Source organism: Dyadobacter sp. 676 (assembly GCF_040448675.1).
Taxonomy (GTDB): domain Bacteria; phylum Bacteroidota; class Bacteroidia; order Cytophagales; family Spirosomataceae; genus Dyadobacter.
Genome location: NZ_CP159289.1, coordinates 2,612,099 through 2,631,809, shown reverse-complemented (window position 1 = coordinate 2,631,809; position 19,711 = coordinate 2,612,099). Strand labels below are relative to the sequence as shown.

The window sequence follows — 19,711 nt, the reverse complement described above, 5'->3', positions numbered from 1 at the left end:
AAGAGAAAGCCGTGATTTAAAAGGCCAATCGGGAATCCTCTCTGTTTTTCTTTCAGCGGTATGACTGAGGTCGTACCAGCATACCCCCACTTTTAGCTAATACGTAGGAGTAGAGATATTTGTAGACTAATATCTACACATTTAATAATAATAGTTTGATAAATAATGTCTCAAACTATTTCTACATTTGTGCGCAACCGATTCGGAACCGATCAGAAACAGTCAGGTGGCCACCGCACTCTGATTTAGAATTTTTAACAGCCCGCCACAGGTATGGGCAGAGGTTTGCAACAACATTTGACTCAACAAAAACAACATCATGAATCTTGAAGCAGGCGAAACCTTCCCTTATATCAGTAGCCTTGAAGAACAATATGGTCCGGATAGCTATCAGATTATCATCGATACACTCAGCGACTGGGGGATCAATTTGTATGCCGGTGTGAACGGCGGTGGAGTTATCCACCTGCTTAAATACCTGGACCCACTCTATGAGGGAGGTGCAGAAATTCCTTCTTTCCTGACGATCGGCGAATATACGGCAGGGTTTATTCCGCTGGGCTATTACCTGGCGAGCGGGAAGGTCGCGGTGTCGGTGGCCACAACAGGCGCCGCAACGAAGCTCATCTGCTGCGGATTAAGCGACGCGAAATTGCACGATATTCCCGCTGTCTATATCGTTCCGGTTTCAAACAGAAGCACGACGGGCTTCGCCCCGTTGCAGGATACCAGCGAATACGGCAGCAATATACTGACGCAGCTCCGGGCCGAGTTGCCGGATTCGGTGTTTGTGCTGGATAATAAGTTGACTATCAGCGATCAGCTCGCGCGGGCAAAAGACCAATTGGACCGTTCGAAGCCCGTGGTACTGGTTTTAGACAATGAGGGGCTAAGTACTGCCCAGATGGACTGGTACCCCGCCCCCGCTCTTACCAGGAGGCCGGTGAGGGAGAATCTCCATTCAGGCGCGTTCGTGGCCACATTCCGGCGGGAAACCGCTGGCAAACGTGTCGTGATTTTTGTTGGCGAAGAAATGTCGAGATATCCCGGCGCCGGTACGCTGACGACCCGGCTCAGCGAAGCGCTCCGCGCGGCCACCATATGGAGTATCAACGGCGCGAATGCCGTTAGCCGTGAAAATCCCTACGGTTACGGTTATATTTCTTTCGGTGGGAACGACAGGGCGGTTTCGTTGTACAATTCACTCGGTGAGGACGACGTAATGCTGATGATAGGCGCATGTCCCGATGAGTACACGGTTAATTTCGGGAAGATAGCGGCTTCGGTAACATTTCACCTCAGCAATATTCCTCAGGCATACGGGTTCGTCGGTAGCAGCCTGCGGCATGCCGTCGCGGGTAGGTACTATCAGTTGAATGCCCCCCCTGGACTTGCTGGTGCAAACGCTCATCGACGCTGCCTGCGAACGTCCGTTTTTCAACGTGCCTATGGACAAAGCGCCCGCCGACCTGAACGATTTGCCTTTCGCGGGCGCCGACGGGAACTTCGTAAATATGGCCGGGCTGTATCAACGGCTGGACCGGTGGTGGCCCGAAGGCTCAATCGGAATCGACGATACCTGTCTGGCTTACAAGGACCGCCAGTACGTAACCCAGCGGCCTAATAACAATATCCTTTTTTACTCCCTTTACCGTGGTTCGGCAATGGGCGGCGCATTTGGTGTTGCCGTAGGCGCAAAACTCGCCGCGCCCCGAAGGCCGGTTTTCCTGTTCACAGGCGACGGTTGCTTTCGCCTGTTTTCCGGCTCGCTGGGGGAAGTAAGTAACCTGGGATTGGTCGTTTTTCTGCTCAATAACGAAACGTTTGGCATTGTCGAACAGGGATTAAGGAAGGTTCTACCTTACGTGGGAACAGCACATTACCATTCCCGGCTCGACGCGGTTGATTACTGCGGAATAGCCAGGGCGAACAACTGGGATGCGATACGCCTGGCCCCGGACCTTGGCAATCTGGACGAGGCACTGGACAGAGCGACCAACAAATCGTCCCGTTCCCTGCTGATCGAAGTGCCGGTTGACCCGAACCAGGTTTTAGGAAAGAACCCGCGTCTCAAAAATTTATAAAAAATCGCAATGGCACCTGTTCAAAACGATATATCAATCAGGCAGATAAGCGACTGCTTTCACCAGTTGGCCGGAAGGCCGCTTTACGCACCGCCGGGCATTTCGGATGTCTATCGGTGGCTTCACGAGGAAGCGCCGTACGCGATATTGGCCCATAATGCGGAGGCGGACCCATGTTTCATTTATGCCAACAATTATGCTTTGTCTTGTTTTAAATATTCGCCCGACGAAATTCTTTCCGTGCATTCCAGGCTGAGTGCTTCCGCGCAGGACCGGCCGCAGCGCGCCGCGATGTTGGAGATTGTCGTCCGCGACGGAATTGTGTACAACTATTCGGGCCCGAGGGTCGACAAGTTCGGGAACAGTTTTATGATCTATGACGGGGCCGTCTGGCAACTGCGAAGCGCGGCGGGAGAAATCTGGGGACAGGCAGCGCTTTTCTGGACTGAAAAGGACCGGCGTCCCGAATGGTATTGAGAAAGTGTTATTTAAAATTAGGTGTTTGACCAGTGTAAATTCATTATTCCTGGATAAATTAATCAAAAATAAGGGCTGCCATAACTAGAACAGATGCTTTTCGCAACTCGTCCTTTTAAGTTTCACCAGATACAACAGCTCGCTGGAATAAATGTGGGCAATGTTTTCTTTTGGAACGGATGAATGAATGAGCGGCAGGTCGTCGGAAAGAATGTAGTCGTAACAAAATTCCCTCCGTGCGTTTTTGAGAGGGGAAAGTTCCTTCATATAGCGGATATAATCCATCTGGCCGGCGCGCCCGATTCGATTGCTTGTAGCGCTCCAGAAGTGGTAATAGCCCACATTCCTGCGGAACATTACGCCTACGTTGCGGTCGGCCGGGATGTGGGGAAGCAGTTTTTTATAACTGAGGTAATTATCCGGATTGCTCAGGAAATAGGCCCTCTCGCGTTTCATGTGAATGATATTGGATGTAAGGTCGTGGTCATAGTAGCCCGCTTTTTCGAGCAGTGCGAAGACTTTCCGCCTTTCGGCATAGTCCGGCCAGCCTTTCAACGGGTGACAATTGTCCTTGCCCGGGAACTCGTAATAGTCGCTCAGGTATTTTTGGTAAATTTTGCCTGCCTCGGCGTTGCTCTCGCAAATCGCAATCGGGATGTGGCCCAATGCTTTCCGCGTTACGAAATTGATGGGAACAAGCTCCTTGCTGGGATTACCGTATACGAACGGCAGGGATAGCAACAGAAGGGAGATCACCAGGTAGATACTTTCCCACCGCAATTTCAGCGAGTATACGCAGGCTACCATAATGGCGCCCATGGCAAACAGCGGCATTTGCGTGCGCGTGCTCCAGAGCTGAAATTTCATTAACGTGCAAAAAAGCAGGAAACCCATTGCCGAGCAGGTCCAGAACCATTTCACCTCCGCATTCAGAGGCGCAAAAAGCAGCAAAATCCCCCCAGCGATAATAAGCCAGAAATGGACCGTGTTCGGTATCATGTCCTCATGCACGGAATACTTCACCGAAAACGGGTCGATACTTAAATCCGGGTCGTCGATATCGACGCCGATCGCCTGGTGAAACGAGCGGATTTTGTCGTCGAGTGCGCGGTTGAAGCTGGTAACGGGCAAGCCGACGTTCAACCCTGCGTTTTTGATTACGTTGGACAATGTAAAAAGTACCGAATGCTTATTGGCCGGCAGTTCTTCGGAAGCGAACACCGTGCCGCGGAGCGGATGCATGATGTGCCCGAAAATGGCGTAGTTACGATAAAAGAAAGGAGAAAACGTCACGGCCATCAGCACAAGCGCCACCGCCAGCACCTTCGCCGCGTAGGCCAGGCGATATCGCCACAGTATCCGCACGGCGAAATAGACAGCGAAAGGAATGGCGAATATCAGGATGGTGTATTTGGAAAAGCCGCCGAAAGCGAGCGATTGCATCATCATCACGAGGGCCAGCGCCGATTTGCGTTCCAGCAATTCGAAACCGAAATAAATGAATGCGATAAAAAAGAAACAGGCGCAAAGGTCCACTTGTGTGCTGGTGCTTTCAAAAATGCCGATCGGCAACGTGAGGAAGCAGATCGAGGCGAGCAATTGCCCATCCTTGCCCAGTCCGAATTTTTTCGCGATCAGCCCGATCCCGCAGATCGACCCTATGAATGCACCGTACTGGATCAGCCCTGCAAACTGATCGGAACCGGCGAGCAGTACGGTATCCAGCACGAGATATTCCGCGAATACATTGAGATACAACTGCTGCAAATGCATGGTAGGAAAATGATCCAGGTTGCCATTGTAGGTCCAGATCAGGATCCGGTTCAAATGGTACATGTGCGTATCGAAGTTGTTGGGCGCGGCGTAAAACGCCAGGAACAGCAGCGGCAGCATGTAAAACAACACCACGAATACAATCACCGCTCGATGTGTTGTACCGAATCCGTCCAGGCGTAATGCAGTTTTCAACGCGCCGAGCCTGGCCAGGTCTATTTTCCCCCAGCGATGCAGGTAGTAAACCAATCCCGATACGCCCATTGCCTCCAATGTCCAGAAAGCGAGCGCCGACGTGGTATTTACTGCGTTGAAAAAGGAGGCTGTTTCGTTAAAAGCAAAGACAATAAATGCATTGGTAACAAGCGACAGCAGGAGCGACCGCCGCAGATTGGTATAAACTCCCGCTCCCGAAGAGCGCAGGAAAAAGATCGTAAAAATACAGGCAAACGAAATCGGGAGTAAACAAATACCCATACGTGAATTGAAAACGAACCAGGAAATATCAGAATCTAGGCCAGTTTTGGCGCTGTAAAGGTACGCGTTTATTTGAGCGGCGAACAGGATTTGTTAGTGTACGTGCCTGATTCGCCGATTTTCCATATCAGGACCTACGAAACTACATTTTGCGGGGCGCCTTTCTGAAAACTCTCCAGATTGCCGGCCACCATTTGCAGCAACCGCCGGCGTGCCTCGAAAGTCGCCCAGGCTACATGCGGTGTGATCACGCAGTTCGGAGCGGAAAGTAACGGGTTATCGGGTTTTGGCGGCTCCACGGAGAGCACATCCAGGCCGGCCGCGGCGATTGTGCCGTTTCGCAGGGCATCGGCCAGATCGGCCTCGTGGATGAGCGGTCCACGGCCGGTATTCAGGATAATGGCCCCTGCCTTCATTTTAGAAAGGCTTTCCCGGTTGATGATTTCCCGAGTCTCTTCCGTAAGCGGGCAATGCAGGCTGATTACGTCGCTTTGCGTGAAAATAGCGTCGAGCGAGACCATTTCGATGTTATCCATTGGCACCGGATGTTTCCTGTGTGCAATGACGCTCATCCCGAACGCCAGCGCGATCTTCGCCACCTGAGAGCCGATATCGCCTAGCCCGATCAGTCCCATTGTTTTTCCTGCGAGCTCGTTCAGCGGCGTTTTCCAGTAGCAAAAATCCGGTGAAGCCACCCAGTCCCCCGCAAACACACTCTGGCTATGCGTTTCCACGCGGTTCACAATGGCCAGCAGCAATGCGAAGGTCTGCTGGGCAACCGACGCCGGGCCGTAGGCTTTCACATTCGTTACCGTGATACCTTGTTTCCGGGCCGCTTCGATATCGATATTATTGAAGCCTGTTGCCATCACCCCGATATATTTGACCTTCGTCAGCTGCGCCAGCGTCTCCGCCGAAAGCACCACTTTATTGACCAGCAATATTTCCGCGTCGTGGGCGCGACCAACGATTTCTTCTTTCGCGGAGCGGTCGTAAATGGTTACGTTTCCCAGCTTCCGAATGGGCGCCCAGTCCTGGTCGCCGGGGTTCAAAGTATATCCGTCGAGAATTACGATGTTCATAAGTTTATATTTAAATGTTTTTCCAGCCTGTTACGATGTACTGCGTTCGCGACTGGTTGATACTACCGCCATATATTAAAGTTTTTTTGCCCGTGCTGTTCTCCGAGATCTCATTGAAATAATCAGGCCCTGCAAAATGCCCGGGCATAATGGTTTGGGTGGATTTGATTTCAAAAATATCATACGGGTTTGCCATTCTGAGTCAGCAGATCGACCTCGTGGCAGTTTGAACCCTATTTTGAATTTACATGACGTTAATTTTGAAATTACATAAATCTTACTTTGAAATTGCATAGACTCTGTTCTGAATTTACATGAAAAAAGCCCCTCCGAATGACGCTCGGAAGGGCTTTAAGGATTATCGGAATAACGCTAATTTTTGGGGTCTGTACTGATCTTTCCGGCACCTGTACCCTGCATTTGCATGGGGTTAGGTGCTTTTTTCTGCTGTTGCTGCTTGAAAATCTGGAACCGGGTTGGTTTCGCGATGCGCGGGAACGAGTTATTCTCCGTGTCGATATCGGCGATTTGCTGGTAGGGGTCGAGCGTCCATTGAACGACTTTTTTCCTGGTGGAAATTACCTTGTTAACCTGCTGATCGTTGAAACGCCAAATCTCTGCGGGGAATACCGCCACGGAATCGGTACCGTCTTCAAAGTCCATTTTCACGATCACGGGCATAGGCAAGCCCCCTTTGTTTCTGACAGACAATGTGTAAAAATTGGTATTGTCCCGGATCAGCTGGCGCTCGCTTTCCGACAGCGTTGCCAGGTATTGCTCGTATTTCTGCTTATCGGCATCGGTAACCTTGAACGGATCATAGCGGTTGTAGAAATCGGCCATGGTCGAATCCTGCGCGACAACGGTTTTGTCTTTGGTTTTGGCGTCCTGTATTTTACTCATGGTCAGTTTCCTGCGGGCGTCTTCCTGGCGGGCGATTTCCTTTTCGATAGCCGGGTCCTGGGTGTCGATGTTAAACCAGTCGACCGTCACCAGATCCTGATCCACAGGCTCGGTACCGTAAAACCAGCCTTTCCAGAACCAATCGAGATCCACGCCGGAGGCATCTTCCATGGTGCGGAAGAAATCGGCCGGGGTAGGGCTTTTGAAGCGCCAGCGGTTGGCATATTCCTTAAACGCGTGGTCGAACAACTCGCGGCCCATTACGGTTTCGCGGAGGATGTTCAATGCGGTTGCGGGTTTGCCGTAAGCATTGGGGCCGAGGCCGATGACGTTTTCCGCCGAAGCCATAATCGGGCTGAGCACCGATTTGTCCGACGACATATATTCCGTAATCTGGTTAGGTTCTCCGCGCCGGGTAGGGAAGTTGTAATCCCATTCTTTCTCGGCCAGGTACTGGCAGAAAGTGTTCAAACCTTCGTCCATCCACGCCCATTGACGTTCGTCGGAGTTCACGATCATGGGGAAGAAGTTGTGCCCTACCTCGTGGATGATCACCCCGATCATGCCATATTTTACCGCTTCGGTGTAAGTTCCGTCTTCCTCCGGGCGACCGCCGTTGAAGCTGATCATCGGGTATTCCATACCGCCGCCGGCTACCGCATGGCATGAAATCGCAACGGGGTAAGGATATTCAAAGGTGCGTGCGCCGTAGGATTTCAGGGTATGTTCCACGGCGCGGGTAGAGTATTGCTCCCAAAGCGGGTTGCCTTCCTTGGGGTAAACCGACATACACCAGATCTTGCGGCCGTTTTTGTAAACATCGCTCTGCATCGCGTCCCAGATGAACTTCCGGCTGCTTACGAATGCGAAGTCGCGCACATTATCGGCCTTGTAAATCCAGGTTTTTTTGCCCGGATTTTTGTTTTCGCGTTTTTCAGCCTTTTCCGCTTCCGTCTGCGTCACGATCATGACGGGTGTTTTCGAAGTTTCGGCTTGTTTGAGGCGTTGTCTCTGAGTGGCGGTCAATACCTGCGCATAATTCTGGCATTCGCCGCTGGCGGCCACGATGTGGTCGGCGGGAACGGTGATGGCGACTTTGTAATTTCCAAAAATCAATGCAAACTCGCCCTGGCCCAGAAACTGCTTGTGGTTCCAGCCGTTCACGTCGTCGTACGGGGCCATGCGCGGGAACCAGTGCGCGATGAAGTAGTTGTAATTACCGTCTTTGGGAAAATACTCGTAACCGCTGCGGCCGTAATATTCCGTGATGTTATAATTCCAGTCCACACTGAATACGAAGCTTGTGCCAGGCTTCATGACGGCCGGGAGGTCAATGCGCATCATGGTACCGTTAATGGTGTGCGGCAACGCCTTGCCCGCCTTGTCCTTTACCGCGGTGATATTGTAACCATATTCGACCGCCGGATCCAGCGACGAGCCGCGGCCGGTGTTCAATGCCGCCAGCTGCGCCGTACTCATGCCTTTTTCACTGATAGTGCCCGTACGCGACATGGCCGCTATGCCGTCCTTTTTGAACAGGTTCTGGTCGAGCTGCATCCAAATGTATTTCAGGTCGTCCGGGGAATTGTTGAAGAAAGTAATGGTTTCGGTTCCGATGATACGGCGGTTTTCGTCGTCCAGTTCGGCTTTGATATCGTAGTCGGCACGTTGTTGCCAGTACTCTTTACCGGGAGCACCGGAAGCGGTCCGGTAAGTATTGGGAGTGGGCAAAACGGTACCCAATTGTTCAAAACGATCGTTGGCCTGATAGTTGGGTGAAGTGGGTAATTGCTGTGCCATGCCACTGAGTGCCAGCAGAAGAAATAGTAACGGGAGCAGCGCTTTTTTCATAATTGGTTGGTCATAAATAGTTGGTTGTCATGAGTCGGTGGCCATGCCTGTGAGTGTGCGGAATAGTTCGTTGTTCAGGATCAGCGAGAGGGCCATGCCGAAAATGATGCCGGATAATATCTGTATCCAGCTTGGTTTCGGGACCTTCATCAGCTCGATTATCACGAACGCAATGACTAATATAATAAACACGATGATGAGTTGCCCCAATTCGAGCCCTACATTAAATCCAAGCAGCGGATTGAAGATATCCGCCTCCTTGCCCAGCAGCGCTCTCAGGTAGTTCGAGAAACCCAGTCCGTGGATCAATCCGAAACCCAATGCGAGCGGGTACCTTAACGCGGGTTGTTTTTCCCTGGGCGCATACGGGCCTTTCGGAATTTTATAGAAGAAATTCAGAAAGGCGGTGATCAGGATCGTGATCGGGATCAGCAGCTCTATCCAGTCGGGATCGACGGCCACATAGCCGAGTGTGGATAGCGCCAGCGTGATGGAATGGCCCGCCGTGAATGCGGTAACGAGGACGATTACTTTTTTCCAGTCTATCAGCGTGTAGACCGAGCAGATTGCCATGATGAAGAGGATGTGATCATAACCGTTGGAATCTGTGATGTGGTTGAAACCTAATTGGAGGTAAGCCTGGAACTCGGACATTAAACTAGGGTTAGGACAGGTGAAACCCGACAATTTTAGTTGTCAAGACAAAATAGATAAACCCGAAGATATCTCTTTCAACGGTGCAAATCAACAATCTGGTGAAAAAGCTACGTACGACATTGAACTTTTACGGCAATGCAACGAAAAAGACCGGAAGCATCTGCTTCCGGCCTTTCCAAATTCTGACACCAATTATATAAGATTTTTGAAGAAGCTTATTTGTAGATCGTATTTTGCGGATCCCAGTTAGCCCATCCTTTGGTCCAGTCGGTAGTTCCGAATGCACCTCTGAAGGTCTCTTTTGTGAAGAATGCATCTGTACCTTTGCCTTCCCAGGTCGACCCGCTCAACAAAGGAGAAGTGGCTTGCGGCAGGAAGTTAGGAGCAGTCAGGTTGAAATTTGCACTGTTCAACAACAGGGAAGCCAGGTCTTTTATTTCGTTCTTGCGTGCGGCAGTATTGAAATAGGTAGTAGCCTGATCGTTTGTTATTTCACCTTTACCAACAACAGGAGTCAGGTTGTTCGACAATACGATGCCTCTCAGGTCGAGTTTGCCGTCCTGGGCGTTTTTCCAGGTTCCGGTTGCAGTACCATCCAAACGAAGGCCTTCCGGCGAACCAACGAAAACCGAGTTAAGAATGCTGATCGCAGTGTTTCTGCGAAGGTGCATCGCCGACTGATATGGTCCGGTTCCCTGAGGAGCCTGAGCGGTGGACGGTGTTTTGTCGGTTACGAAGTGGCTCACATTGGCAAAAATGGGTTCTGTCAGAGGCAAACCGTTGTTGGCGCCGGTTGCAGGTTCTCCCGGATTATAGTTATCCGATTCGAAACCGTTGGAAGCCGACTGGTCAGCAAACTGGGGATCACGAAGTGAAAGCGCATACTGAACTTTACCGGTAAAGCCCCAGTCGGTGTCGAAGTCATCGTCGTAACCGCGGAATGCGATGAGGTTTTTAGCATTTACCGTTCCGCCAAACCATTCGTAGGAGTCGTCGCCGGAATAAGAAACCTGTACGTGGTCGATTACGGTGCCCGCACCTACCGAGTAGAGCGTCAAACCATTGATTTCGGAGTTAGGCGTTGCACTCAATGCAATACCCGCAAACTCGATACGAACGTACTGAAGTGTTCCCGAGTTGTCGTTGGCATCCGTTCCTGCACCGATCGTTCCGCGGATACCACCTTCGAATGCAGTGGAGGCCGGACGGTTATTGGGAGCTTTACCAATCAATACTACACCACCCCAGTCGCCGTAGCTGCGTTTGCCGGGATCCTTGGCAGAAGTAAATACGATAGGCTCTTCGGGGGTACCGATGGCCATCAGTTTGGCACCTGCTTCCACAATCAAAGCGCCACCTTTTCCGGATGCGTTAGGGTCCTCTTCTTTGCCCGCGCCTTTAATGATGGTTCCTTTTTCGATGGTCAGGGTAGTGCCCGCTGTCACATAAACAAAGCCTTTCAGGATATAAAGCTTGTCTTTTGTCCAGGTAGTGTTAGCTTTGATTTCACCGCTAACTTCAACAGTTGTACGATCGGACACTGTGAAGCTTGTCGTGCTTTTCGCAGTTACGCCACCTACCGTTACGGATATTACCCCATTGGTAGCGCCAGCAGGAACGGTCACTTCCAGTGAAGTCGCGGTCGCTGCGGTCACGGTTGCCTGCGTGGTATTGAACAACACGGTATTGTTTGCCGGAGTAGGGTCAAACTTCGTACCGGTAATCGTCACTTTAGTCCCTACCGGCCCGGAAGACGGAGTGATAGCGGTAACAGTCAATTCCGGCTGCGGCGTTGTGTCGGGCTCGTCGTCGTTGTCGCAAGCCGACATGCCTGCAACCAGGCCTGCCAGAAGGAGCAATGAATACAATTTGTTTTTTAAGCTAATCATAGTGAATTCAAGTTTGTTTGCAATTGGATGGTTTATTGAGCTGTTACTGTATTTATCCGGTATGGTGGTGCTGCGATTGGATTATGGAACAATGGTTCTTCTCCCGAAATTGTAAGCAGCCGTGAGGGTGAAATAGCTGCCGCGTCTGAATTTGCGGATGTCCTGGTCGGCATTCGGACCTTTGGTGGTCACGTCTTTACCGATTTTCCCGTCATGGTTGAAGTCCTGCGAGAAGCGCACGGGCTGGTTGAAAATGTCCTGGATACCCAGGCGCAATTCCAGATTGCTCTTGAACTTCTTGCTGATATTCAGGTCTACTACATTGCGTGGCATTTCGTAAACGGTTGGATTGTCGACATTGCCCACCGCGAAAATTCTTTGTCCGAATACATTGTAAAGGATATTCCACTGCCAGCCGCTCGGTTCGGCGTAGTAAACACCCGCATTGACCAGGTAAGGCGATTGATTGGCCATTGGACGCTTGCTATCGGTAATGCCAGTCAGGTCGTATTTTTGAATCGCACCACTTAGGTCCGGCCCTTCAACTACCTGGCCAAGGTCTACGCTGCTTTTGATCAATGACGCATTGGCTACCAGTGTCAGGTTTTGCAGGAAACGGCTCGATGCCTGTGTGAAGCCTTTGCGGATTTCAGCCTCCACGCCGTAGCTTTGGGCTGAACCGGCATTGATAAAGGTGTAAGCCAGTCCGTTACCGGTAGGGATGAGGAATGTTTCGATCGGGTTTTTGAAATGCTTATAAAAACCGGTTACGGAGATCAGTTCATTCTGGGTTGGGTAAAACTCCCATTTCGTGTCGAGGTTCTGGATTTTTGCAGTTTTCAGCGCGGTATTGCCGCGGATGTCGGCCAGGAGATTGAAATCAAAGTAGGTAAACGGCGCCATTTCGCGGAATTCGGCCCGGTTAAGGGTTGATGAGTAAGCCAAACGCAGGTTCTGTTTTTCGCTCAGCTTGTAAGTGAAGTTCATCGACGGAAGCGGGATGAACACGATATTGTTTACCAGTTCCTGCCGTTGGTTCACGACGGTCGAATGCAGCTGCTGATTGTTATACTCGCCCCGGAAGCCAAGTGTCAGGATTGCCCTGGAACCGAAGTTTACATCGCCGCTTAAATATGCCGCGTAGTAGTTGTTGATACCGTTATATGAATCCAGGTCCTTTGTCCCGTCTTTGACCGTCAGGCCTCCGTTTTCTCCGGTTATATTCTGGGGCGTGAAAATGGAGCCGATGTCACGGCGAAGGATTTCGGAGGCATCACCTACATTGGTATAGCCGTAGAAGCGTGCAGAGTAGTCGCGGTCCTTGCGTTCGCCGTAGATACCGAAGCGGATCTTGTTGGGCTCTCGATCGACGGGGTTGCCAAACGTATGTTCCCCGTTTACCGCCAGGGTTACCACGCGCTCGTTCAATTTGGAATAAAAGCGTCCAAGGTCGATGGGATTCGGGTCGATCGGTGCTACTGCCTGGTAAGGGGCCGGCTCGCTTCCCGGTTCGGTAGTCCTGCGCTGAAAACGGATTCTTTTCCAGTCGGGCTCCCAACGGCCGGTATAACCAAACCCGGTAATCCAGTTCAGTTTCGTCAGATCGCCGATCTTGTGATCGCCGGAAACCTGCGTCGTGACAATGGTGCGGTTCTCGAAACGCTGTGAGTAATTTTTGACATCGTATCCGTCTATTACACGCTGACCTTCACGGGCAACTGTCTCGGTATTGCCCATTTGGTTAAACAACGTCTTCCATTCAAGGTTGAAAACAGGCGAGAAGCGGAACGTCCAGTTATGAAGTACGCCGATGCGTGTCTGACGTGCATAGTTGGCATCGTTGTATTTCTCGAAAACATCATTGGCATTCAAACCATTTTGGTACAGTTTCAAATCGATATTTGAAAACTGGTTGGTCATCGAGTAGTTGATGTTGGTGATATTGCTCACATCCACATTACCGATGTCGAAGCGGCGACCGAGGTTGAACGCCAGACGCACGTCTGGCGAAACGTTGATGTTTTTCAATGCCCAGCTGTTAGGTAAAATCCTGCCGTAGGCAGCCCTTTCAGCTGAACTAAGCGTGTTGAAATCCGCGGAGCGCTTCGGAAACGCGCTCGAAAGTGTCTGGTCGGCTCCCCATAATCCAAGCCAGTTGGCACCGCTTCGGGAATGGGTCTGCACATTCTGGAAAGTAGTGTTGGCGCGATACCCTATGGTCAGGGCCCCGTCTGTAAAGTTCTGGTCCGGACGGCGTTTTGTGTAAATTTTAATAACACCACCTGCAAAATCACCGGGAGACTCCGCTGATCCTGATTTGTAGACAATCATCCGGTCGATGATATTGCTGGGAAGAAGATCGAACGAGAAAGCACGGGTGTCTACCTCGGTTGAAGGTGTAATTACGTCGTTGATCAGCACCGCATTGTAGCGCGAGCCCAACCCCCGGATCATCACGAAACGGTTCTCCACAATGCTGATGCCCGGCACCCGGCGGATCGCCGCCGCCGCGTCGCGGTCCTGCGATTTCTGGATCTGCGCCGCCGAAATGCCGACCGCGATCGGTTTTAACTGTTTGACCTCGCTGATAACAGCCACCTCAGTGTTGGTAGCCCGGTTTCCGCGAACGACAACCTCCTGCAATGCCTTGCCTTCTTCATCCAGCTCGGTGTCGATAACGGTCGTGTTTCCGGATTCGACCCTGACGTTCGGTATATTTTTCGTTTGGTAGGAAACGAAGGAGATGATGATGTTGTGGTTTCCGACCGGAACATTGGAAAGTACAAAATTTCCGTCGACGTCGGCGGCGGCACCGATTTGAGTGCCTTCTATCATAACGGAGGCGCCGATAAGCGGCTCCTTGGTTTTTGCGTCTTTGATGGACCCGCGGATCGTACCGGGGTCTGCAAACGCCGTAATGACGGCAGTGAGGGTGAACAGTAATGTAAGTAAGTTGGTTTTCATCTTAAGGTGTCAAATTTCCGACACAAAAGTAGATTGCCAATGTTACCTCAATGTTAACCCTATGTTACGCGTCAATTATTTCGGAATTGTACTTTTTAGTTAAAAATCAGGTAGTTATTCCACGATTCCTTGTCCTTTTTCGGTATTGAAATCGTCCAGATCATGTACGAAACCATTCACGACGGCATACTTCACTTTACCCCCTTTTTTGAGGATAAAAGTGGCTGTATTGCCTAATCCGGGCGTACCCGACGGGGCGGCCTGGCCGCTCCTGAGTATATGTAGCGGGGCGGTGGTGAAGTAAAGCCCAAGGGCGCGCGTGTTGGCGTCGGGGGCCAGGCGTACGTACGTGTAACCTTCCCTGAGCAGGTTCAGGGCATTGAGCTTACTGATCTCGCTTATATTTTTATAGGCCGTCGGATAAACTTTACCTTTTTCAATTGTAAGCCCCGTTGCGTCGAGTTCCTGGCTGCCATATTGTGGGTGGAGATCACCGAAGTCCTCGATTTTGCTGTAATAGAAGAATTTGGTTGCATTGGAATAGCTTACCTCATTACGGTTAATGCCCAGGTCGGCGGTGAACGTCTTGCCCGATTGCCGCACGGTCGCATTGCGCACGACGAGGTCGTATACCCAGCGGCCGTTTTCGGGAATGTTGTAGTACTCTTCCCGGTTTTCCTTCGTCAGTGAATTGTCCGCAATCTTATCCAGGGAGGACAAAATAGCCATAAAATTGAGCTGACGGATGTACTGTTTTTCAGGATCGCCTACATAACCTCCCGATTCGATCAGCACCAATGTGGTACCCCATTTTTGCACATTATCGCCAAATCCGCGTGGCTCGTGGTCGTCGGCGTAGCGGGCTACCTGGCCGGGAATGTATCGTTGCAGAATCCTGTTCATGCCCACAATCAGTTGCATTGAGCGCTGGCGTACGTCGTTGACGGACAGTTCGTAGTCGTATGAAGTCGCCAGGAACGAGACCGTCGCCAGTTTCGGGCTGCGGCCTGCGGAATAGCGGGGATTCTGGTCGTGGAGGTTGAAGCCGTAATCGGGTTTCAGGCGGTCAACAAGGCCTTTCAGGATTTGAGCTTCGGGTGTCTGGCCGGCGGCGGCGTCGCGGTTCATGTCGATCCCCTGCATGGTGCGTCGCTGGTAGCGTTCCGCCCCGTCGGGGTTAAGCATGGGTACGAAATATAATGTGGTATTGTCGAGCAGCTTCTTGCGGAACTCGTCGAAACCATCGTTTTTCCCTTCAAGAAAATTGAAAATATCGAAACTTGCCATGGTAGCGGTCGGTTCGTCGCCATGCATTTGCGTCCATAGCAGCACCTTTTTCTTGCCGTTCCCGATCCTGATCATCTGAATAGGCCGGCCCTCGAACGACTCTCCGACTTTTTCGATATGATACATCGCATTGCCTTCCCGTCCCGAGATCAAAGGAAGAATATCTTTTTGCTTGAAACGGCGCTGGGTAAGGGCTTGTTCGCGGAAGGTTTGGTGTGCCTGGTAAAGACGATCGGCGAGGTCTTTGGTTTGCGCCTGGGAATCAACGGTAATCAAGGTAATGAGCAGAAAAAATAGTGGCAGAATGATTGGTTTCGTCATGGTTCAGGGCCATTTGTTAACCGCAAGGTACGAAGATTTTTCTAAGCAAATTTTAATGTAATATTTACGGCTTTCTTGACCGGTTATTGTAAATTTTACTTACATTTGTGCCATGTTAACAGCTGAAACATATCATTTGCATCACGGCCTTATGGCTTTCGGACGTCTAGGGTGATGTGTTTTTGCAAGTAGTGTTGTAATAAGGTTGAATACATAGTATCCCAGAAGCCCGATTGTCAAGATCGGGCTTTTTTATTGTCGATTTCAAGTACAGATTGGTATGAAAACCGTCATTATCAAGTACAATGCAGGCAATGTGCAGTCGGTCATGTACGCGCTCGACCGCATTGGCGCGAGCTATCTTTACACCGACGATGAAGCCGAGATCCGTTCCGCCGATAAAGTGATCTTCCCGGGCGTAGGCGAGGCCAGCACCACCATGAGCTACCTCCGCAATGTGGGCCTCGATAAGGTGATTCCTTCATTGAAACAACCCGTGTTCGGGACCTGCGTAGGCATGCAGCTCATGTGCCGGTTTTCGGAAGAAAACAATACCGTATGCATGGGTATTTTCGATGTCGATGTAAAACGTTTCCCTGCGGCCCCGGGTTTCAAAGTGCCGCATATGGGCTGGAACAATATCACCGGCTATCAATCACCGCTCACCGAAGGCCTGCCCGATAATGCCTACGTTTATTTCGTTCACAGCTATGCGGCACCGATCTGCGACTACACGGTGGCCAGCTGCGATTACGCATCGCCGTTCAGCGCAATGCTGCATAAGGACAACTTTTACGCCGCCCAGTTCCACTGCGAGATCAGCGGCAATGCAGGTCAGCAAATCCTCGAAAATTTCCTCAAACTCAGATAACCGCCTGCCCCACAACCATGATCCACATTATCCCCGCTATCGACCTGATTGAAGGCAAATGCGTCCGCCTCACACAGGGCGATTATGGTCAAAAGAAGATTTACAATGAAAATCCCCTGGAAGTAGCGCTGCAATTCGAAGACGCGGGCCTGAAAAGGCTGCATTTGGTAGATCTCGACGGTGCGAAAGCCAAAAAGGTCGTCAACTGGAAAGTGCTGGAAAGAATAGCCACCAAAACTTCGCTGCATATCGATTTCGGCGGGGGCGTACAATCGGATGACGATCTGAAAATTGTATTCGAAAGCGGTGCGAAACAGGTTACCGGCGGCAGCATTGCCGTAAAGCAACCTGATCTGTTCGGACATTGGCTCAAAACCCACGGGGGCGACAAGATTATTCTCGGAGCGGATGCCAAAAACGAGAAGATCGCCGTGAGCGGCTGGGAGGAAGGTACCGCTATTTGGGTATATGATTTTGTGGAAGAATATGTGGAAAAGGGCGTGAAGTACACCATTAGCACCGATGTGGCGAAGGACGGCTTGTTGCAAGGCCCGTCATTTGATTTATACAAAAACCTGCAAGAGAAATGTCCCGACCTGAATATCATCGCCAGCGGGGGCATCGCAGGGATCGAAGACGTGGAAAAGCTGGCGGAAATGAATATCTACGGCGTGATCATCGGTAAGGCGATTTATGAAAACCGGATCAGCCTGGCCGATTTACAGCGTTTTTCAGTTTAATATATGCTTACGAAACGAATTATTCCCTGCCTCGATGTGAAAGACGGCCGGACCGTCAAAGGGGTCAATTTTGTGAACCTCCGCGACGCTGGCGATGCCGTGGAACTGGGCGCATTGTACGCCGCGCAAGGCGCCGACGAGCTGGTTTACCTCGATATTACCGCCACTGTGGATGGCCGCTCGACATTTATCGACCTCGTCCGCAGAGTAGCGCAGACCATTAATATACCTTTTACCGTCGGCGGAGGCATTTCCTCGATTGCGGACGTGTCGGCGTTACTGCACGCGGGTGCGGACAAAGTGTCGATCAATTCGGCGGCTGTGCGCAATCCGGACCTGATCAATGAGCTATCGCTCGAATTCGGCAGCCAATGCATCGTGGTAGCCATCGATACGCGTTATATCGAAACGGAAAACGGTCATGAGCACATCGTGCACACCCACGGGGGGAGAAAAGCGACGGAAATCCGTTCCATACCCTGGGCGAAGGAAGTGGAGGAGCGTGGCGCGGGCGAAATTCTGCTGACCTCGATGGATACCGACGGTACGAAGAACGGTTTTGCACTGGAACTGACGGCGGTTATTTCAGGGAATGCCAATATTCCGGTGATCGCTTCCGGCGGGGCAGGCAACATGGAACATTTTTACGATGTCTTTACAGCCGGGAAAGCCGACGCCGGCCTGGCGGCCAGCATTTTCCACTTCCGGGAAATCGATATCCCCGATTTGAAAGAATACCTTAAAAACAAAGACCTGCCGATCCGGATGACCCGGTAATGGCGCGGAGTTTTATTAAATACAGAGAACCGGCCGGCCGGGAAGCACAATGCGGGGCTGGCGGGAAATGTGCTAATTGAAACAATCAAATAATGAGCGAGACGTTTTCAACCATTGACTTTAATAAATCGGCCGAGGGCCTGGTGCCGGCGATTATCCAGGATGTAAATACCGGTAAAGTGCTGATGCTCGGCTACATGAACGCCGAAGCACTGGACGTTACCCGGCAGCAGGGCACGGTTACTTTTTTCAGCCGCAGCAAGCAGCGCTTGTGGACAAAAGGTGAAACGTCGGGCAATTTTCTGTTCGTAAACGACATCGCGGCCGACTGTGATGGCGATACATTGCTGATCAAAGCCACACCCGCGGGCCCTGTTTGCCACACCGGTGCGGATACCTGTTTTGGGGAAAAAAATAGCCAGCCGGAAATTGCTGACACACGTGCGGGCGACGCCGCATTTTTGAATTACCTGCAAAAAGATGTGATCCGCGAGAGAAAGCTGAACCCCTCGGATGCGTCCTATACCAGCAGCCTTTTCAAAAAGGGGATCAATAAAATCGCACAGAAGGTGGGGGAGGAAGCAGTCGAAGTTGTCATCGAATCGAAGGATAATGACGACGATCTTTTCAAGAACGAGGTATCGGATCTGCTGTTCCACCTTCTCGTTTTGCTCGAACAAAAAAACATTGACTTAGATGAGGTAATTGACGTACTTCGTAGCCGTCACCAATAAAAACCGGAATCGTATGAAGTTACTCCTGCGTCTTGTAATCAGTACTTTGGCGATCATCGTCGCTGCGAATTTGGTGCCCGGGGTTGTGGTTGCGAGTATGGGCACGGCCATTGTTGTGGCCATTGTGTTGGGTATTTTGAACACATTCCTTAAACCCATCCTGCAAATCCTGGCATTGCCGATCACGATCCTGACGCTGGGGCTGTTCTATTTTGTCGTCAACGTCTTCATCATTTACCTCGCTGCGTCGCTGGTGGACGGCTTTCGGGTCGATGGTTTTATTTCCGCATTATTCTTCGGTTTGATCGTTTCGGTCGTCTCCGCAATTCTTGGTATGTTTTTGGATTGATGTGAAGAAAGTCTGTTGTCAGGCACAAAATGTTTTCACATGATTTGAAAATTTACCGCTATGCTGAGTCAACTCGAAGAAATCAAGGATACCCTTTTTAAATATTTCGAAACGCGGATCGACCTGTTCAAGATCGAGACCCGCGACAAGATAGAGCGGGCCGTCGTAATGGGAATTTACGCCGCGATTCTGCTTTGTATCGGTCTTACGATCCTGATTTTGCTGGTCATTTTGCTGGGGACATTCCTGAACAAATGGCTGCACAGCGATTACCTGGGCTTCGTGATATTGCTCGGTGTTTTCATTATCAAACTGACAGTTACCATTATCTGGCGGGAAACATGGATTAAACTGATCCGGAAAATAATCGTTCGTTTTGTCAGCACGAAAGAGGAATAAATGCTTTTTGGCTGCTTATTTGGCAATAAGTTTCTCTGAATTGCTATTTTTGGATTCCTTTTGAAAAAATCTCAGG

Annotated in this window: 17 protein-coding genes; 9 read left to right on the top strand and 8 right to left on the bottom strand. The window is 50.9% G+C overall.

Annotation, left to right across the window (positions count from 1 at the left end; translation table 11 throughout):
- The first annotated feature begins 319 nt into the window (after positions 1 to 319).
- From ABV298_RS11740 to ABV298_RS11730, 3 genes are read left to right on the top strand one after another with little or no spacing between them, the layout of a single operon-like run.
- Entirely contained in the window at positions 320 to 1,624 is a 1,305-nt protein-coding gene (locus ABV298_RS11740) for a thiamine pyrophosphate-binding protein (protein ID WP_353722291.1), read from the top strand.
- On the top strand, positions 1,515 to 2,084 hold the full coding sequence (locus ABV298_RS11735; RefSeq protein ID WP_353722290.1) for a thiamine pyrophosphate-dependent enzyme: 570 nt from the start codon (positions 1,515 to 1,517) through the stop codon (positions 2,082 to 2,084). The genes ABV298_RS11740 and ABV298_RS11735 overlap by 110 nt, the downstream gene beginning before the upstream one ends.
- 9 nt (positions 2,085 to 2,093) lie before the next feature.
- On the top strand, positions 2,094 to 2,561 hold the full coding sequence (locus tag ABV298_RS11730; protein ID WP_353722289.1) for an MEKHLA domain-containing protein: 468 nt from the start codon (positions 2,094 to 2,096) through the stop codon (positions 2,559 to 2,561).
- 84 nt (positions 2,562 to 2,645) lie between these two features.
- Here the strand turns inward: ABV298_RS11730 and ABV298_RS11725 are convergent, their stop codons facing one another.
- The 8 genes from ABV298_RS11725 to ABV298_RS11690 form a co-directional block, all read right to left on the bottom strand.
- Entirely contained in the window at positions 2,646 to 4,811 is a 2,166-nt protein-coding gene (locus ABV298_RS11725; RefSeq protein WP_353722288.1) for a glycosyltransferase family 39 protein, read from the bottom strand.
- Between the two features lie 134 nt (positions 4,812 to 4,945).
- Positions 4,946 to 5,893 carry a D-2-hydroxyacid dehydrogenase gene (locus tag ABV298_RS11720; protein ID WP_353722287.1) on the bottom strand — a complete coding sequence of 316 codons (948 nt, stop codon included), beginning with the start codon at positions 5,891 to 5,893 and terminating at the stop codon, positions 4,946 to 4,948.
- 10 nt (positions 5,894 to 5,903) lie between these two features.
- Complete coding sequence (locus ABV298_RS11715; protein ID WP_353722286.1) at positions 5,904 to 6,089, bottom strand: hypothetical protein; 186 nt, start codon at positions 6,087 to 6,089, stop codon at positions 5,904 to 5,906.
- A 176-nt stretch (positions 6,090 to 6,265) separates the two neighbouring features.
- Positions 6,266 to 8,647 (bottom strand): M1 family metallopeptidase, encoded by a 2,382-nt coding sequence (locus tag ABV298_RS11710; protein WP_353722285.1) that lies wholly within the window; start codon positions 8,645 to 8,647, stop codon positions 6,266 to 6,268.
- 27 nt (positions 8,648 to 8,674) lie between these two features.
- Positions 8,675 to 9,301, bottom strand: coding sequence for a HupE/UreJ family protein (locus ABV298_RS11705; protein WP_353722284.1), 627 nt, complete (start codon positions 9,299 to 9,301; stop codon positions 8,675 to 8,677).
- A 218-nt stretch (positions 9,302 to 9,519) separates the two neighbouring features.
- A complete protein-coding gene (locus tag ABV298_RS11700; protein ID WP_353722283.1) occupies positions 9,520 to 11,193 on the bottom strand; it encodes an IPT/TIG domain-containing protein in 1,674 nt (557 codons plus the stop codon).
- Between the two features lie 81 nt (positions 11,194 to 11,274).
- Positions 11,275 to 14,157 carry a TonB-dependent receptor gene (locus tag ABV298_RS11695; RefSeq protein WP_353722282.1) on the bottom strand — a complete coding sequence of 961 codons (2,883 nt, stop codon included), beginning with the start codon at positions 14,155 to 14,157 and terminating at the stop codon, positions 11,275 to 11,277.
- Positions 14,158 to 14,271: 114 nt separating this feature from the next.
- Complete coding sequence (locus tag ABV298_RS11690; RefSeq protein WP_353722281.1) at positions 14,272 to 15,765, bottom strand: M14 family zinc carboxypeptidase; 1,494 nt, start codon at positions 15,763 to 15,765, stop codon at positions 14,272 to 14,274.
- A 280-nt stretch (positions 15,766 to 16,045) separates the two neighbouring features.
- Here ABV298_RS11690 and hisH point away from each other — a divergent pair, with 280 nt between their 5' ends.
- The 6 genes from hisH to ABV298_RS11660 all read left to right on the top strand — a co-directional run bounded on the left by hisH (position 16,046) and on the right by ABV298_RS11660 (position 19,635).
- Positions 16,046 to 16,636 carry an imidazole glycerol phosphate synthase subunit HisH gene (gene hisH / locus ABV298_RS11685; protein WP_353722280.1) on the top strand — a complete coding sequence of 197 codons (591 nt, stop codon included), beginning with the start codon at positions 16,046 to 16,048 and terminating at the stop codon, positions 16,634 to 16,636.
- 17 nt (positions 16,637 to 16,653) lie between these two features.
- Entirely contained in the window at positions 16,654 to 17,376 is a 723-nt protein-coding gene (gene hisA / locus ABV298_RS11680; RefSeq protein WP_353722279.1) for a 1-(5-phosphoribosyl)-5-[(5-phosphoribosylamino)methylideneamino]imidazole-4-carboxamide isomerase, read from the top strand.
- Positions 17,377 to 17,379: 3 nt separating this feature from the next.
- Positions 17,380 to 18,153 (top strand): imidazole glycerol phosphate synthase subunit HisF, encoded by a 774-nt coding sequence (gene hisF, locus ABV298_RS11675; RefSeq protein WP_353722278.1) that lies wholly within the window; start codon positions 17,380 to 17,382, stop codon positions 18,151 to 18,153.
- 92 nt (positions 18,154 to 18,245) lie between these two features.
- A complete protein-coding gene (gene hisIE, locus ABV298_RS11670; RefSeq protein ID WP_353722277.1) occupies positions 18,246 to 18,887 on the top strand; it encodes a bifunctional phosphoribosyl-AMP cyclohydrolase/phosphoribosyl-ATP diphosphatase HisIE in 642 nt (213 codons plus the stop codon).
- Between the two features lie 13 nt (positions 18,888 to 18,900).
- Positions 18,901 to 19,236, top strand: coding sequence for a phage holin family protein (locus ABV298_RS11665; RefSeq protein WP_353722276.1), 336 nt, complete (start codon positions 18,901 to 18,903; stop codon positions 19,234 to 19,236).
- Positions 19,237 to 19,296: 60 nt separating this feature from the next.
- Complete coding sequence (locus ABV298_RS11660; RefSeq protein WP_353722275.1) at positions 19,297 to 19,635, top strand: phage holin family protein; 339 nt, start codon at positions 19,297 to 19,299, stop codon at positions 19,633 to 19,635.
- The last annotated feature ends 76 nt before the right edge of the window (positions 19,636 to 19,711 follow it).

What these genes read in the sequence shown, in the direction of transcription:
- ABV298_RS11740 (WP_353722291.1), top strand. Translation starts at nt 320, where the DNA reads ATGAATCTTGAAGCAGGCGAAACCTTCCCTTATATCAGTAGCCTTGAA.
- ABV298_RS11735 (WP_353722290.1), top strand. Translation starts at nt 1,515, where the DNA reads ATGGCCGGGCTGTATCAACGGCTGGACCGGTGGTGGCCCGAAGGCTCA.
- ABV298_RS11730 (WP_353722289.1), top strand. Translation starts at nt 2,094, where the DNA reads ATGGCACCTGTTCAAAACGATATATCAATCAGGCAGATAAGCGACTGC.
- ABV298_RS11725 (WP_353722288.1), bottom strand. Translation starts at nt 4,811, where the DNA reads ATGGGTATTTGTTTACTCCCGATTTCGTTTGCCTGTATTTTTACGATC.
- ABV298_RS11720 (WP_353722287.1), bottom strand. Translation starts at nt 5,893, where the DNA reads ATGAACATCGTAATTCTCGACGGATATACTTTGAACCCCGGCGACCAG.
- ABV298_RS11715 (WP_353722286.1), bottom strand. Translation starts at nt 6,089, where the DNA reads ATGGCAAACCCGTATGATATTTTTGAAATCAAATCCACCCAAACCATT.
- ABV298_RS11710 (WP_353722285.1), bottom strand. Translation starts at nt 8,647, where the DNA reads ATGAAAAAAGCGCTGCTCCCGTTACTATTTCTTCTGCTGGCACTCAGT.
- ABV298_RS11705 (WP_353722284.1), bottom strand. Translation starts at nt 9,301, where the DNA reads ATGTCCGAGTTCCAGGCTTACCTCCAATTAGGTTTCAACCACATCACA.
- ABV298_RS11700 (WP_353722283.1), bottom strand. Translation starts at nt 11,193, where the DNA reads ATGATTAGCTTAAAAAACAAATTGTATTCATTGCTCCTTCTGGCAGGC.
- ABV298_RS11695 (WP_353722282.1), bottom strand. Translation starts at nt 14,157, where the DNA reads ATGAAAACCAACTTACTTACATTACTGTTCACCCTCACTGCCGTCATT.
- ABV298_RS11690 (WP_353722281.1), bottom strand. Translation starts at nt 15,765, where the DNA reads ATGACGAAACCAATCATTCTGCCACTATTTTTTCTGCTCATTACCTTG.
- hisH (WP_353722280.1), top strand. Translation starts at nt 16,046, where the DNA reads ATGAAAACCGTCATTATCAAGTACAATGCAGGCAATGTGCAGTCGGTC.
- hisA (WP_353722279.1), top strand. Translation starts at nt 16,654, where the DNA reads ATGATCCACATTATCCCCGCTATCGACCTGATTGAAGGCAAATGCGTC.
- hisF (WP_353722278.1), top strand. Translation starts at nt 17,380, where the DNA reads ATGCTTACGAAACGAATTATTCCCTGCCTCGATGTGAAAGACGGCCGG.
- hisIE (WP_353722277.1), top strand. Translation starts at nt 18,246, where the DNA reads ATGAGCGAGACGTTTTCAACCATTGACTTTAATAAATCGGCCGAGGGC.
- ABV298_RS11665 (WP_353722276.1), top strand. Translation starts at nt 18,901, where the DNA reads ATGAAGTTACTCCTGCGTCTTGTAATCAGTACTTTGGCGATCATCGTC.
- ABV298_RS11660 (WP_353722275.1), top strand. Translation starts at nt 19,297, where the DNA reads ATGCTGAGTCAACTCGAAGAAATCAAGGATACCCTTTTTAAATATTTC.